This is a genomic window from Bacteroides sp. NSJ-39, assembly GCF_014287315.1.
Lineage (GTDB): Bacteria > Bacteroidota > Bacteroidia > Bacteroidales > Bacteroidaceae > Bacteroides > Bacteroides finegoldii.
On the sequence record NZ_JACOOB010000015.1, the window covers coordinates 85,730 to 102,331 of the forward strand.

At 44.1% G+C, this 16,602-nt stretch carries 11 protein-coding genes; 3 read left to right on the forward strand and 8 right to left on the reverse strand.

Features of this window, described 5'->3' with window-relative positions; translation table 11 throughout:
* Positions 1-21: 21 nt before the first annotated feature.
* Both H8S63_RS15455 and H8S63_RS15460 read left to right on the forward strand, forming a co-directional pair.
* Positions 22-1,506 (forward strand): NuoM family protein, encoded by a 1,485-nt coding sequence (locus H8S63_RS15455; protein WP_186927299.1) that lies wholly within the window; start codon positions 22-24, stop codon positions 1,504-1,506.
* A 36-nt stretch (positions 1,507-1,542) separates the two neighbouring features.
* Positions 1,543-2,982 (forward strand): NADH-quinone oxidoreductase subunit N, encoded by a 1,440-nt coding sequence (locus H8S63_RS15460; protein ID WP_186927300.1) that lies wholly within the window; start codon positions 1,543-1,545, stop codon positions 2,980-2,982.
* A gap of 60 nt (positions 2,983-3,042) precedes the next feature.
* Here the strand turns inward: H8S63_RS15460 and H8S63_RS15465 are convergent, their stop codons facing one another.
* The 6 genes from H8S63_RS15465 to H8S63_RS15490 form a co-directional block, all read right to left on the reverse strand.
* Entirely contained in the window at positions 3,043-5,847 is a 2,805-nt protein-coding gene (locus tag H8S63_RS15465; RefSeq protein WP_186927301.1) for an ATP-binding protein, read from the reverse strand.
* Positions 5,848-6,015: 168 nt separating this feature from the next.
* A complete protein-coding gene (locus H8S63_RS15470; protein WP_186927302.1) occupies positions 6,016-7,269 on the reverse strand; it encodes a hypothetical protein in 1,254 nt (417 codons plus the stop codon).
* A 42-nt stretch (positions 7,270-7,311) separates the two neighbouring features.
* A complete protein-coding gene (locus tag H8S63_RS15475) occupies positions 7,312-10,026 on the reverse strand; it encodes a TonB-dependent receptor (protein ID WP_186927303.1) in 2,715 nt (904 codons plus the stop codon).
* A gap of 126 nt (positions 10,027-10,152) precedes the next feature.
* Positions 10,153-11,493, reverse strand: a complete 1,341-nt coding sequence (locus tag H8S63_RS15480; protein WP_186927304.1) for a mechanosensitive ion channel family protein — start codon at positions 11,491-11,493, stop codon at positions 10,153-10,155.
* A 33-nt stretch (positions 11,494-11,526) separates the two neighbouring features.
* Positions 11,527-12,528, reverse strand: coding sequence for a DUF4435 domain-containing protein (locus tag H8S63_RS15485; protein WP_007751215.1), 1,002 nt, complete (start codon positions 12,526-12,528; stop codon positions 11,527-11,529).
* Positions 12,506-13,354, reverse strand: a complete 849-nt coding sequence (locus tag H8S63_RS15490; protein ID WP_007751218.1) for an AAA family ATPase — start codon at positions 13,352-13,354, stop codon at positions 12,506-12,508. Before H8S63_RS15490 ends, H8S63_RS15485 begins: the two co-directional genes overlap by 23 nt.
* Before the next feature lie 107 nt (positions 13,355-13,461).
* Between H8S63_RS15490 and H8S63_RS15495 the strand changes: the two genes are divergently transcribed.
* On the forward strand, positions 13,462-14,379 hold the full coding sequence (locus H8S63_RS15495; protein WP_007751221.1) for a DMT family transporter: 918 nt from the start codon (positions 13,462-13,464) through the stop codon (positions 14,377-14,379).
* Positions 14,380-14,390: 11 nt separating this feature from the next.
* On the opposite strand, the gene meaB is transcribed toward H8S63_RS15495, so the two are convergent.
* Together meaB and H8S63_RS15505 are read right to left on the reverse strand one after the other, a co-directional pair.
* Positions 14,391-15,485, reverse strand: coding sequence for a methylmalonyl Co-A mutase-associated GTPase MeaB (gene meaB / locus H8S63_RS15500; RefSeq protein WP_186927305.1), 1,095 nt, complete (start codon positions 15,483-15,485; stop codon positions 14,391-14,393).
* An 11-nt stretch (positions 15,486-15,496) separates the two neighbouring features.
* The gene (locus H8S63_RS15505) at positions 15,497-16,564 is read right to left on the reverse strand and encodes a DUF1573 domain-containing protein (RefSeq protein WP_186927306.1); all 1,068 of its coding nucleotides are present in this window, start codon (positions 16,562-16,564) and stop codon (positions 15,497-15,499) included.
* Positions 16,565-16,602: the final 38 nt, after the last annotated feature.

The following is a 16,602-nucleotide window of genomic DNA, read 5'->3' on the forward strand; positions in this document are numbered from 1 at the left end:
TTTAAACAGTAAATCATAAAGATGAATTTCTTATCAATATTCGTACTTATCCCCCTCCTGATGTTGGCCGGACTTTGGGCGGCACGAGGAATTAAAGCTATCCGGGGGGTTATGGTTACGGGCGCATCAGCGCTTCTGATAGCCTCTGTCGTACTTACATTCATGTATTTGGGAGAGCGTAGCGCCGGAAACACGGCGGAAATGCTTTTCCGTGCAGACACACTATGGTACGCACCGCTTCATATCTCCTACTCGGTAGGCGTAGACGGCATCTCGGTAGCTATGCTGTTACTGTCCGCCATTATCGTATTTACCGGCACATTCGCTTCCTGGCGTTTGCAACCGTTGACCAAAGAATATTTCCTTTGGTTCACGCTGTTGTCGATGGGAGTGTTCGGATTCTTTATATCCGTAGACCTGTTCACCATGTTTATGTTCTACGAAATAGCCTTGATACCTATGTATCTGCTGATTGGCGTATGGGGTTCGGGACGTAAGGAATATGCAGCGATGAAGCTGACACTTATGCTGATGGGTGGTTCCGCTTTCCTACTGATCGGTATTCTCGGAATCTATTTCGGTGCAGGAGCCACTACCATGAACCTTCTTGAAATCGCACAGTTGCACAACATACCTTTTGCACAACAATGTATCTGGTTCCCGCTGACATTTCTCGGTTTCGGTGTGCTAGGCGCTCTTTTCCCCTTCCATACATGGAGTCCCGACGGTCATGCCTCCGCTCCGACAGCAGTTTCCATGCTTCATGCCGGAGTGCTGATGAAATTAGGAGGTTATGGTTGTTTCCGTATCGCCATGTATCTAATGCCGGAAGCCGCTAACGAACTTTCCTGGATATTCCTGATACTGACCGGTATCTCTGTCGTTTACGGAGCTTTCTCCGCTTGTGTACAGACTGATTTGAAATATATCAACGCATACTCTTCCGTATCCCATTGCGGATTAGTTCTTTTCGCAATCCTCATGCTGAACCAGACAGCAGCCACAGGCGCTATCCTCCAAATGTTGTCGCACGGACTGATGACAGCATTGTTCTTTGCGCTTATCGGTATGATTTACGGACGTACCCACACCCGTGACGTACGCGAGCTTGCCGGTTTGATGAAGATCATGCCTTTCCTGAGTGTATGTTATGTCATTGCCGGCCTTGCCAATCTCGGTCTGCCGGGATTGAGCGGTTTTATTGCCGAGATGACCATCTTTGTTGGATCTTTCCAAGACAATGATGTATTCCACCGCACACTGACCATTATAGCCTGCTCCTCCATCGTAATTACAGCAGTCTATATCTTGCGTCTGGTAGGTAAGATTCTGTACGGGACCTGTACCAACAAGCATCACCTCGAACTGACCGATGCAACTTGGGACGAGCGTGTAGCCGTTATCTGCCTCATTGTTTGTGTTGCCGGACTGGGTATGGCTCCTTTCTGGGTAAGCCACATGATTGGTGAAAGTGTATTGCCCGTTGTCTCACAACTGATACCCTAGCTCTTTAATTTTTAATCTCTAATTTAATTGATAAAGATGGATTATTCACAATTTCTACATATGCGAGAAGAGCTGTCGCTCGTAGTAGTTCTGTTGCTACTGTTTCTAGCCGACCTCTTCATGAGCCCGGATGCGCACAAGAACGATGGAAAGGCACGACTGAATACAATGTTTCCCGTCATTCTGATGGCTATCCATACGGCTATCAACCTGATACCGGGTACCGCTGCCGACATTTTCGGCGGTATGTACCACTATGTGCCCATGCATACAGTCATTAAGTCAATCCTGAACGTAGGTACATTAATCGTCTTTCTGATGGCGCACGAATGGATGAAGCGTGAAGACACTTCATTCAAGCAAGGAGAGTTCTATGTACTCACTCTCTCTACTCTGTTCGGTATGTATCTCATGATTTCCGCCGGACACTTCCTGATGTTCTTCATCGGACTGGAGACTGCTTCCGTTCCAATGGCAGCTTTGATTGCCTTTGATAAATACCGTCACAACTCCGCTGAAGCAGGAGCCAAGTATATTCTTACCGCACTCTTCTCCAGCGCATTGTTGCTGTTCGGTTTGTCTATGATTTACGGTTCTGCCGGAACCTTGTATTTCGATGACCTTCCCGCCCATATTGACGGAAACCCGTTACAGATTATGGCATTTGTATTCTTCTTTACGGGTATGGCATTCAAGTTATCGCTCGTTCCGTTCCATCTTTGGACGGCAGACGTTTACGAAGGAGCCCCGAGTACGGTCACCGCTTACTTGAGTGTTGTATCCAAAGGATCGGCGGCATTTGTATTGCTGACTATCCTCATCAAGGTATTTGCTCCTATGATAAACGATTGGCAGGAAGTGCTCTATTGGGTAACGATAGCTTCCATCACCATCGCGAATATATTCGCTATCCGCCAACAGAACCTGAAACGTCTGATGGCATTCTCCAGTATCTCGCAGGCAGGATATATCATGCTTGGTGTAATCGGTGGCACGGCACAGGGAATGACAGCCCTAGTATATTATGTACTTGTGTATGCAGCCGCCAATCTCGGTGTATTTGCCGTAATCACTATTGTGGCATTGCGCAGCCAGAAGTTCACCCTCGAAGATTATGCGGGACTTTATAAAACGAATCCGAAGATCGCCCTCCTGATGACCCTTTCTTTGTTCTCATTAGCAGGCATTCCTCCATTTGCCGGATTCTTCTCCAAGTTTTTTATCTTCATGGCAGCCTTCGATGCAGGTTTCCATTTATTGGTGTTTATAGCATTGGTCAATACAGTAATTTCACTGTATTACTACCTGCTGATCGTGAAAGCGATGTATATCACCCCGTCCGAAAACCCGATTCCGACTTTCCGCAGTGACCGATGCACAAAGTGGGGACTGGCACTCTGTACGTTGGGCATCATCGGACTAGGTATCGCAAGCATTGTATACCAGTCTATCGACAAACTGGCATTTGGAATCTAAACAAAAAAGCGTATGTCACTTTAAAGTGGCATACGCTTTTTTGTTTAGATTTGTAGTTTTTCACTGAAGACTTTCTTCCGTCATGACCACTCCAGGAATCGTAAACCAGAAACGCGATCCCTTACCTTTTTCGGAGTCAACGCCAATATGTCCACCTAATTGTTCCACAATACTTTGGCAAATAGAAAGTCCTAATCCCGTGCCATGCACAAAAGAATCAAGCTTTACAAAACGCTCAAAGATGTGCGGTAATTGTTTCTTCTCTATTCCTATCCCCGTGTCCTGAACATAGAATTCTAATCCTTCATCTTTCAGCACATATCCCACACGGATATTGCCCTCTGAAGTAAACTTAATCGCATTGTTCACAAAATTGGATATCACCTGATATATACGGTTACGGTCACTAGTAATATGGCAAATAGAAAAATTTGGTTCGAATACTAACTTTACATTCTCTTTCGTTTTCATCTGCATAGAACGGACCAGATCTTCACACAACAGATTCACATCCACATCTCCATGCGAAAATTCAAATGTCCCTGCCTCAATTTTGGAAAGGTCGAGAATATCTGATATTAACTGTAACAGCAAATCATTATTTTCCCGCACGATCTTCATATACTCTCTCCGTTCTTCTATATCCGCAGTTTCCACCAATAAATCGGAAAAACCTACGATAGCATTCAGAGGCGTACGGATTTCATGGCTCATATTGGCAAGGAAAGCACTTTTCAAACGATCCATCATCTCCGCCTTATCACGTGCATGAATCAGTTCAGCCTCCGTCTCTTTCAGTTTCGTTATATCATAATTGATACCAATGATTTCGATTTCACCCTCTTCCGGTTTATATTGGGTTACCATCACATTCGTATTTACCCAGTTCCACTCATTTTCCGTTCCGGGACGAAGAATACGCATTTCCCCTTGAAAATGTTTTCTTTTCCCGACTTTGACTTCTTTATAGAAATCAAGCAGACCTTTGCGGTCTTCCGGATGCATTTTACGATAGACTCCTACTACATCACTTAATGCAATGTCTTCCTCTTCCCCCATATTTTTATACCATTGCTTGATGGCATATCCCTTCCGATTCAGAAGATTTAATTTCGCATAACCAACTTTTGCAAAATCGGATATCATCAAAAAGAAATTTTCAAAATCACGAATACGGTTCATTGCATCAATACGTTCCGTATTATCAATACTAATCAGAATATACCCGATAAACTCTCCCTCTCTATCGTACAGTTTAGTTACTTTCGAATACAGTTCTATCACATTAGAACGCATGGTACGATAATATCCTTTAATCTGGTCGAAAGAATAATTAAGTCGGAAATCCACTAAATCCTCATTTCGTACACGATCACGAATCGTTTGCGGCACGTTCGGATTTTCAAAGAAGTTAATACCTATTACATCCTCTTTATTGGCAATTCCGAATATTTCCAAATTCTTATTGTTCAGATCAAGCAGATATCCATCCTTATCATAGATCTCTACTCCTGCCGGAATATTAGCAAATATATTTTTAAAAAGTTTCTCACTACGGTCCAATGCACGATTAGCCTCTACAGCCTCAGTTGAGTCCGTAAACAATCCTACCACCTCATCTTTCTCCGGTGAATACACAATCCAATGAGTGTACAATCCCGTTTGAGGAAAATACTCATCCTTTTCTTTATAAGACTTACCATCAAGCACTTCAAGGATAAAATCCATTTTCTCTGAATGATCGGAAAACAAATCCGAAGCCAACACACCTACATATTGTTCCAAAGGTTTGCCAAAGAAATGGGAACTGATCTGGTTAGCGTCCGTTATCCGATAATCATAAGCCTTGTTGTTCTCGTCACGAAGAACAGACATACGTATATACCCCATTGGCATAAAATGGAAAAGATTACGTAAGAAAGACTGTTCATAAGTTACTTTATCTTTTGCTACGCGTAGTTCAATACAAATGCTTATAATATTTCCCAACGAAGAGAACCATTGAAAATCCTCATTACTCCAGTTACGATAACTATCTATCAATTCAATACCCATTCCTCCCCATACATGATCCCCAGCCATCAAAGGAGTTACCATGAATGAATAGACTCCCCGTTCAGCAAATTCTCGTCGCATTTCCGATGCTTCTTCCGGTAGTTGTTTCAACGAATTCAAAACGATAGCTTTGCCAGACAAAATCTGCTGATTCCACCATTCCGACCGATCGACCGGTATGTCTTGCCAACATTGTTTTTCTGTCGACATCCCTTCGGAAACGACCTCATACGTGCAACTGCGATAAGTGTGTTCTTTATTGTACTCGAAAATATAGACACGTCCTTTTCCATTATAAAGATTCAGTATATCCTTTAAAATCTCTGTTACACATTCTTCAACTCTTTCATCCCGAAGAAAACGGTATAAAGACTGCGAAATGTAGTTCTGACGGAGAAGCAAGTCATTCACACGTTTCAGAGCTTTCTTCTGTTCTATCTGTTCAGGAGCCTCCACGCGTTGAATCACTCCAAAAGATTTGTCTCCCCCATTAGTCCCCGTTCCTTTCTCACGGGAAGCCAAACGGGTATGCAACCAGACTTCGCCATATTTCGAATAGATGGGAAAGGTCTGTTCGTAAAAATCCTTATGGATAGAACTATTTGCCCGGAACTCATGTGCAATCTGACAACGATAATCTTCACGCACCAAGTTCAGAAAATCAGAAAATGAGATAGTATCTCCATCCAAATCCAAAAGATCACAAAGAAAGTCGGAACAAAGATAATATCCTCCCGTCAAATCCGCTTCCCACCATCCGACTTGAGCCAAAGAAGCCATTTTGCGATACCGCTCGTAATCTGTATGCATAATATTGATTTTTAAAGACACAAATATAAGAAAAATACATTACAAACAGCTATTTACAACTCAAAATTCAAGGCTGTATAAACAAAATAGTTGACAAACGGAACAATAAATGCGTACGTCGGTATCGACGCACGCATCAAACAATTGAAAAACCTCTTTAATCTTTTATTAATTCAAAGTCGGAAAAGAATAGTTTGTCCAAGCAAAAACGGAAGTGTTTGCACCGGCATTAGAGGCCGATGGATTAGTCAGTGTGATAGTTCCCTGCCCAACGACATTCTTATCGGGATTTGTTTTATCAACATAATCCACCACTTTTTCGTTTGTATATGAGAAAGAAGAAGTCGTAATATTGATAGTCACGGTGCCTCCCCCTTTTGAGTCGGTAACGTCAACCAGGTCTTTCGCTTTCAGTACATCAGCCGAAGTAGAAGCTACCAATGTATTCTTGATAGTAGCAGTCGCGCCACGACGTACCTTGATTACATCGTCCATTGCATTCTTCTGTCCGGTAGTCGTATTTCCACCTACCGTGTTATTGACAATCGTCATTCCGTCTATGATAAAATCAGACTGTCCCACATGGTCTACTCCGTTTCCATCCAGATTACCATCAGCCTCAACTCCACGCGGATCTTCTTCCGTGCTGGTATACCCGTCTTCCCAGATACCATAACAATTACTCAATGTGCCCTTATATCCTTGAGTGAAATCGAACATATCATCATCCGGATTGACAGCCAGCAGATTAGTCACATTTACTGTTCCACCGAAGAATTCGATAGCGTCATCGGCACTTTCCAACACATAAACGTTCTGAATTTTCGTCCCGTTACCCACACCATTCAAAGTCAGCCCGTTGTGCTCAATATCAGCCGTATTACGTGCACCGGCATAGAGGATATTCACATAAGTCAGCGCACCGGAATTGTCGGCTCTGTCACTACCACCGTATTTGTAAGCATTGTTAATCTCCGCATTGGCTGTATTAGTACCCTCTGCTCCTGCACCGGAAATAGGAGCTTTACCATTAAGGATAATTCCTCCCCAGTCACCGGCTTTCTTTGTCGCTTCTCCAGAAGTAAATGTGACAGGTTGTGAAGACGTACCGTTAGCATAAAGTTTTCCACCCTGTGCTACAAGAATATAGCTACTGAAACCTTTAGTCGCTTTAATCATTGTTCCGGCAGGAATAGTCAGTTCGCCTCCATTTTCGATAATCACCGTTCCACCCAGAATGTATTCCCCTTCTTCCAACGTTTGTTTACCGGTCAGGTTTCCCATCAATGTTTTACCGTCGGCAGCTAGAATAGAAGCCCCGTCGGGAGTATCATTCCCGTCATCATCACTACCACAAGAAGTTAAAGTCAAAGTTGTTGTGATAGCAGCCATTGCCATCATACTTAAGAATAATCTTTTCATCTTTTTAGCGTTTAATTGATAATATTTCTGTTTATATAGGGCTTAGAATGTACACGACACTCCCAAGCTCACGTTAATTCCTTTTTTATAGTCGCCCAATATCACTTTCTGACCGCTACCGTTCGCCTTACGGCTCAGTTGATAGGAGGGATTAAGCAAGTTGCGTGCTTTAAGAGTAAGGGCAATATGTTTGCCTAACTTCGCTTGCGATACGAAGTCTAGCGTAGCCACTCCCTCTTCCATCACATCCTGAAACCCTTGTGTACCGATAGTGTACACTTTTTCTCCCACATATCCGAGGACCAATGTATTGGTAAATGAATATCCGGCTGAAACATAGGTGTGTGACAGATCGAAGTTGGCAATCCAAGGAGCCGCCCCTTCCAGTTGCGAGCCATCCGTATCGGTAGCGGCAATATTGGGGTCGTTCACTTTGGCATTCGTGTAGATATACGATCCGTTCAATCCTGCCGTCAGGCGGTTCATACCGTTGTTGGCTGTCGGGCGTGAGAATATTTTTTTGCGTATCTCCAGTTCAATCCCCGTCACAGTAGCCTGATCGGCTACGTTTTCGTATGAAAGGAAACCTCCGGCACTTGGCGTTTCGATACGCGAAATAGGATTCTTTATCATTTTGTAGAAAGCAGTAACAGAGATCAATTCGGTTGATGTAGGGTTGAAATCCCATTTCAAGTCTATGTTGTAATTGTCCGACGGTTTCAGATTTGCGTTACCCTGACTCTTAAAGTTGACACCCACATAGCGGTAAGGTGAGATTTCCTTCGACTGAGGCAAAGTATATGTCTTGCTCAATCCAAGCCGCAAGGCGTTCTTATCATTTAGCCTATACCTTATGTTCAAACTCGGAAGGAAGTAGTTTTTCCGGATATTGTTCTTGCCTTTGGAGTTTCCTTTATCCACATTGTAGTCTACGGTCATATCCACATTATCATACTTCAAACCGAGATTGATCACCCAATGCCGGGTGAACTGATAGACCGCTTCCGCATAAACCGAATGTATGTTCTTCTTCACCGCATATTTATCCACCGCATTGTCCAGCGTGAAACGGTCGTTGAAATGAGCCGCAGAATAAAAGTCATCCAATGAAATATCGTCCACCGAAGTAAATGAAGGACCATTCAAGGTAACCATATTGTATTCCGTCTGTTTGAAATCATCGTTAATGATACGTCCGGTGTATCCGAACCGAAGTCTGGAGATTTCTTCCCAATCGTCTTTCAAGCGATAAACCACTCCGGCACGAAGATTCAGATCATTCTCCGTCAGAGAAGAAAAAGTACGGAACTGTGTATTACCTCCTACCAATCCGTATCCGGTTTCATTCCGGGTTATCTGGTTGATACGGCGATCCGGCTCATATCCGCGCACCATATTATAAGAGGCTCCTGCGTCAACGCTCAGCCGGTCTGTCAATCCCCAGTTCGTCATGATCTGGTTGACTAATAACAGATTGTCGTTCACCTGCTGACGATGGGTCATTCCCAGATTACCGTAATCATCACTGAAAGTAGCGTCTTTCCCTTCGTAGTTTCCCACCGACTGTACATTGCTATGTACCATCATGAAGTTGTAAGACAAATGATGACGATTGTGCATATCATAATCTACATTAGCCAATGCCAACTGACTGATATTCGTTGTTGACTTATGTCCGTTCAGTTCTTTGTATATAGTACCGCCCGTATTTGTATTACGTATGATTTCATCCGTATATCGATAATCAACGGAATGTCCCACAGTGGCAAAGAACGAAAGAGCATCCCGTTGCCGACCTACATAAAACTTCTTTCCGCCTGCGATATTATAACTGCGGTCCATCTGGAAGTTTTGCGCCGACGGGTCGAGTTTGTTCTTAAAGCCCCACACATCCGTGCCCGGTTCCGTCCGATTGGCAAATCCCAGCAGATTCACTCCATCCGGTTGGAAGAAATCGGAGGAAAGGGTCTGTGTATTCACACCGGCCGATACACTGGCGCTAATGTAACCGTCACCTACCAGTTCTTTGGACGAGATATCAATATTTGCGCCCCCTACATCGCCTCCGTTCCCGGCAGTAAATGCTTTGTTGACTCCTACGGACTGTATAAGGTCGGTTCCGAAAAAATCAAGAGAGATATTCTTGTATTCCGGGTCTTCCGACGGCACAGGGAAACCATTGAACGTAGTAGTATTATAGCGGTCACCCAATCCACGTACGAATACGTTCTTCACACCGTCCTGCTTGGAAATTCCGGTGACTTTCGTCACAGCTCCTTCCGCATCCGAAACTCCTTTGCGTGAAAGTTCCTTCACACTGACTGACTGCACGGCAATGACCGCCTTTTGCTGTTCCAGCAAAGCCATATTCTCATTTTCCCGGTTCTTTTTCGCCACAACAACCACATCCGACAGTTCTTGCGCATCCGTCTCCATCTCCAGATTCAGAATGACCAGATTCCCATTCTCTACACGGACCTTCCGACGTACTTCAGTCTTATATCCTACGTATTTGATTTCGATATCATACATACCCTCCAACACTCCCACACCGTTTAGCTCAAAATTACCGTTCATATCGGTAACCGCTCCGGCCTGGGTTCCAAGCAAGCGTATCGTCGCACCTATCAAAGGCTCTTTGGATAACTTGTCCTTTACAGCTCCTTTAATCTTGATATTGGCAGCCAATGCGGGAAGTACACACAACAGACAAAAGAAGGCCACCACTGAAAATCGGATAAGAAATAGCTTTTTCATCTACCTTTACTCTACGTTTTTGATTACGTCGGCAAAGGTAGATGGGCTGTATTACAAGATTGAGACAAAGAAAATACAATCAATTGAAAGAGTCGTTGCAATGTTATTACACTGCAATATCCTCTATCAGTTTTCTATCTTTACTCCTATCCGGCGCAAGTCCGCTCCCGACGGATTTTGGAAGACACGCAAGTCGAATTCCGGAATAATGGCAAGCACATGATCGAAAACATCCGCCTGTATGCCTTCATACGGAATCCAGTCCTTAGAAGCGGAAAAGAAATAAAGTTCCATCGGAATACCTGTTTCGGTAGGTTGAAGCTGGCGTACCATGCACGTCAAGTCTTGATTGACGGTAGGCAGGCTCTTCAGATAATTCGTAAGATAGGCACGAAAGACGCCCAAGTTAGTCTGGCGACGCCCATTCACCAATACGGAGTTGTCAATATGATGCTCTTTGTTATACTCCTTCACGACCTTCTCCGTTGCCTCCACATACTCCTTCAACAATTGGATTTTACGATACTTCGCCAACATCTCCGGTGTACAGAAACGAACGCTAGTCATGTCGATATTAATGGAACGCTTCACACGCCGTCCACCGGATTCCCGCATCCCCTGCCAGTTTTGGAAAGAATCACTGACCAGCAGATAAGGCGGTATCGTCGTAATCGTATTATCCCAGTTACGCACTTTTACCGTATTCAAAGTCACTTCTATCACAGTTCCGTCGGCGCCATATTTCGGCATAGCAATCCAGTCGCCTACTTTCAGCATATTATTGGCAGAAAGCTGAATACCGGAAACAAAACCCATAATACTATCCTTGAACACCAACATCAGGATAGCGGCCGAAGCTCCCAATCCGGTAAGCAACACCATCGGACTCTGCTTAATCAGAATACTTACGATAATAATGGCCCCGACAAAGAAAAGAACGACTTGAGCAGTCTGCAACAACCCCTTCAGAGGCTTGTCCTTATATTGCTCCTTTTCACTGTAAACATGATATACCGCCGACAGAAAGACACTGATGAAACGAAGGAAAACCGCCAAGATATAAATAAGGCAAAGCCGTCGCAGGAAATCGAGCAAGTTGGAGTCGGCATGTTCCGGGAAAGCGATGGGAATAGCAAGGTAAATCAATATCGGGGCTACCATCCGGCTGACGTGAACCATCACCTTATGGTCGAACACTATGTCGTCCCAAGTAGCTTTGGTCTGTTTCACCAATTTCGCTACCGTACGCAAAATGATCTTACGGCAAATCAGATTAGCTAACAAGGCCACACCAATAATCAGCAACAAAATGACAAAGTTGTCCACCTTATCCGCCAAAGCCTCATCCATTCCTGCCGAAAGCAATGCATGGTTCACTTCCTGAATCACTACATCAGTCACCTCCTGCGTTCCGCCATTGGCCAACTCAACTGTCACGGTATCAACTATTTCTTTTACTTCTTCCATAAGTAATCTTCTCTCTATTCTTCTTTCTTGTTCTTATTTCCCTCGTTCCAAGTATTCACGAATATCCTGTCGCAGCCAGTCGTAGTGGAAAAGCCGCTTATAGGCTACATTCTTCTTCAACATGATTTCCACATTTACCTGACTGTTCTGATAACAAGTCAATTCGTTCTTAAATTGTTCATTATGTTCGGCAAGTCGCTTGATTTCCTGTTCCCGTTCCCGGCGCAATACCGTACAAACCGGAATCAGAAGTTTCATCACCACATTATCCATCACGTGGTGTCCCTGCATATACAGATAGGTATTTTCCGGAAATAGCCCCAACTCTCTCAGATCTGTTCCTAAGGCATTTACTTGATTCATGCTGCGGGAAAAACGTTTCTTCAGTTCCGACAATTTCTGATTTACCCGTTGCTGCAATGATTCAAGACTCTTTTCCGGGTGTCTGAGATTTATCTCACGCAGAGAAGTATAGGCATGAAAATCATACATCGGAAAGGTGTAAGTATCCCGTTGGCGATAGAACCACACGTTCCATAAGAAAAGCGGATATACGATTTCAGAGTATCTTTTCAGGTAAGCATTGAAGTCCATCACAAAACGGTCGTTCAACGTAGCCTGCACACATACCTCATGAAGGCTTTCGGCAAAGCAATGATAGTTTTCAATGGCGTATGTATAGGTCTGGAAGATATATTTGTTGCGGTTGATTTTACGGGAAGTATTGGTTGCGCCCTGCAACAGGAAATCATAATCGCTGTCCACACAGGCAATCAGGCTTCTTCCCAGTTCCGCGGTATTCAACGTATTCATCAAGACCATCTTTTTCCCTTTAGCCAATGAAGTAGTAGAAGGAAGCATTACCTGGAAATAGTGTTCGTCATCTTCAAATTCTTCGAGCAACGTACGCCAGAAAGCAATGTCATCATAGCTTTCCACATAAGCTATGATACGCCGACGGGCCTTCTTTGAATAAAGCTTATGAGCGGCATTGAAATAAGAAGATGTCAGATTATCTCGTAGTGAAGTTGCCATTATTATATAATGTTGAAATATCACTTACTTCCGTCACTGCATCCAGCCAGCCCTCCATAATGACGGCCGGCGAATGGGTAGTCAGGATGATCTGTACATTCGGATTCAACTCACGTATCATGGCAATCAACTTCTGTTGCCATTCAATGTGGAGAGAGGCTTCCGGCTCATCCATAAACAGCACGCAATGGCTGTTGTCCTGCACAAGCACGGTCAACAGAATGACTAGCATTTGCTTCTCACCGGAAGAAAGTTTGTAAGGAAACAACAGTTCTCCATCCTGATAGAAAGCAATATCATTCCGTTTACGGTCTATTTTCTTGCGTGTATAACTGAACAGTTCGTCAATCATATCTTGAAAACGACGCTTGGCTATGGACAAAGTAGCTGCTTTGACCCGTACTTTCTCGTCATTATCGGAGAGCATTTCAATCATCTTGTTACCTATATTGACCTGATAATCAAGATAGCGGCGTTGCAACAGATAAAGCTGCCAATCCAATTCGGACTTCACGTTCTTATCGGCCATGCGGGCAGTAAAGTCACCCATAATCAGAGGACGGTCGTAACTCCGGATCACATCGTATGGGATATAGGTCGCCTGAGGATTGTCGAAGAAAAGACGAACACCGTTCTTCTCGTCACTTTTCATTTCACCGGAGAGTTCTTCAAGATATCCTACCGAACGGTTCAAGATGGTAGTTTTTCCTACTCCGTTAATACCGGAAAGGATATTCACATCGGGACGCAAATCCCATCCTATATTAAAACGCTCCCAGAGTCCATGAATTTCGATACGACGGATATAGTTGGCCTGTTGTTCCATAATATTCAATTTTATTCAAGGCAAATATAAACAAATCATACGACAAATTAGCTACCTTTGCAGCAGTTTTCAATAAAGGTAACAATTAAAAAGGCGTATACGCACTTATGAAGAATAACAAGAATCTGCAAGGTCATCTGTTTGCACTTACGGCAAACGTCATGTGGGGGCTGATGTCTCCTATCGGTAAATCAGCGCTTCAGGAATTCTCCGCAATATCCGTCACCACTTTTCGGATGGTGGGAGCGGCGGCGGCTTTTTGGATACTTTCCATTTTCTGCAAACAGGAACACGTGAATCATCAGGATATGCTGAAGATATTCTTCGCTTCACTATTTGCTTTGGTGTTCAATCAGGGAGTATTCATTTTCGGCCTTTCAATGACTTCACCCATCGACGCTTCCATCGTAACCACTACTTTACCGATTGTCACTATGATCGTAGCGGCTATTTATCTGAAAGAACCGATTACCAATAAAAAGGTACTGGGTATTTTCGTCGGTGCTATGGGAGCGCTTATCCTCATTATGAGCAGCCAAGCGGGAAACAACGGAAACGGAAGCTTAATCGGCGACCTGCTTTGTTTGGTGGCACAGATCAGTTTCTCCATCTACTTAACCGTATTCAAGGGATTATCCCAGCAATATTCGGCAGTCACTATCAATAAGTGGATGTTCGTTTACGCTTCGATGTGTTACATACCGTTCTCTTATCACGACATTTCCATCATTCAATGGGGGGCAGTCTCCACAATCGCCATCATAGAGGTTCTTTACGTAGTATTGGGAGGCAGTTTCCTTGCCTATCTCTGCATCATGACCGCACAGAAACTACTCCGTCCCACCGTTGTCAGTATGTATAACTATATGCAGCCGATTGTAGCTACAATCGCTGCCATCATCATGGGGATAGGAAGCTTCGGCTGGCAGAAAGGACTGGCTATCGCACTCGTGTTCTTGGGAGTATATATCGTGACACAGAGCAAATCAAGAGCCGACTTCGAAAAGATAGGAAAAGAACTGTAATCTGTGGTGAACTACATCTTTAAGTCCTCAAAATAAGTGTCCAGCAAACTTTTGGCGGCTATGAATGAAGTAAGATTACCACTTAATACTTGTTGTTCCTTCTTTTGAAGCATGGCTTCAATCTTCGGATTATGGTAGAAACTGTCGCGAAGCTGTTCATTGATACTTTCATACATCCAGTATTTGCTCTGCTCGTTACGGCGATATTCAAAATAGCCATTTTCTTTTACAAAGCCAATGTACTCATAAACCATATCCCATACTTCCTTAACGCCTATATTGTAAAAACCGGAATAAGTCAGAACCTTTGGTGTCCATCCGGATTCGGGCGCAGGAAACAGATGCAGCGCATTACGGAACTGAGTGGCAGCCAGCTTGGCACGTTCCAGATTATCTCCGTCGGCTTTATTAATCACAATGCCGTCCGCCATCTCCATAATGCCACGCTTGATACCTTGCAATTCATCTCCTGTTCCCGCCAACTGAATCAACAGGAAGAAATCGACCATCGAATGGACAGCCGTCTCGCTCTGTCCCACTCCCACGGTCTCCACAAAGATTTTATCAAATCCGGCCGCCTCGCAAAGAATAATCGTTTCACGCGTCTTACGTGCTACTCCTCCCAATGAACCGGCCGACGGGCTGGGACGGATAAATGATTTAGGATGTACGGAAAGCTGTTCCATACGGGTTTTATCTCCCAAAATGCTTCCTTTGCTACGCTCACTACTCGGGTCAATTGCCAGCACGGCCAACTTACCGCCTTTTTCGAGCACGTGCAGGCCGAAGACATCAATCGAAGTACTCTTTCCTGCACCGGGAACACCGCTGATACCTACCCGGATCGAATTGCCGGAATAGGGAAGACACTTCTCTATCACCTCTTGGGCAACGGACTGATGTTCGGGTTTCACACTTTCAACTAACGTCACAGCCTGACTTAGTATAGTAACATCACCTTTTGTAATGCCGTCCACAAACTCAGCCACCGAGAGCTGGCGTTTCTTAGGCTTCCGTTTCAGATAAGGGTTCACCGACGAGGGCTGTTCAATGCCTTTATTGACAACAAGCCCCTTATATTCTTCACTATTCTCAGGATGTTCCATAGCGATAGGATTTAACGTTTGATATTGATTTCAACTTTCGGGCGCAACGGGTCATTTGTTATCATCAAGATACGCAAGTGGTGTTTCTTATTACCCACATCACGCTTACGAATAGTCACTTTCAACTTCGTCATTCCATCCGGAGGAAGTACCGTTTTTTTCAAACTGACTCCGACCGATGAGTTGAATACCTGCAACTTACTAATTACCAATGGAGTCTTTCCGGCATTAGCGATCAGGATATCATGACTGGCTTTCTTCTTCTTTATCAACGGCACGCTAAGATCGATGTCCGTTTCCGAGATTCGTATAGCAGGCGCATTCAAAGAATCATTCGCTGTCATACGCGAGAAGTCGGGAAGAAGAATAGCCGAAACCGGTATTTCATTATCTTCGCTCACCTTATCACCGGAAAAACGGGAAAGGTAAACGGATGTCTGCGTCAATCCGTAGTCTTTCAACTGGCTGGCATCTAACGTCAGTTTCACAGTGCCTTTTTTACCTTTCAGCAGAACCTTAGGCTCCGCTTCCATTTTAAGGTAAGGAGGCAGATGCATCAACACCGGTTCGTACGGACGGTCGGATAGGTTCGCAATGCTAAAAGTCATCGTGGGCTTCTGACCATGATACACATCGGGGAAGGCAAATTCGTCACGATCGATACGGATATTGCCTATTGCATAAGGATGAGTCTTGGTATAGTCTTTTATCTCTTGCACCACTTCACCGATAAATTTCAGATAAATCAGGCTGGGCGTGGCATTGCTGTATATTCCTACTGTTTTTTCAAAGTGTCCCAAAGCTTTGGCGTCAAAGGAGGCTTTGACAATTCCTTTTCCTCCGGGAGCAATCGGTTCTTTGGTCCAGTCGGCTACGGAACAGGCGCAAGAGGTAGTGACATTGGTAAGCACCAATGGCTGGTTACCGGTATTGGTAATTGTATATTCCACCGTCACCGGGCGTTTCCATTCTATTTGTCCGAAATTATGTGTCTCTTTATTGGAAGAGATGCGAGGTTGGGCAACGGCCGCCAAAGCGACAGTGAGTAGAGAAAATATAAATAGCAAACTACGTTTCATGCGATACTTTTTTATTTTGGTGCACAAATGTAGGACTT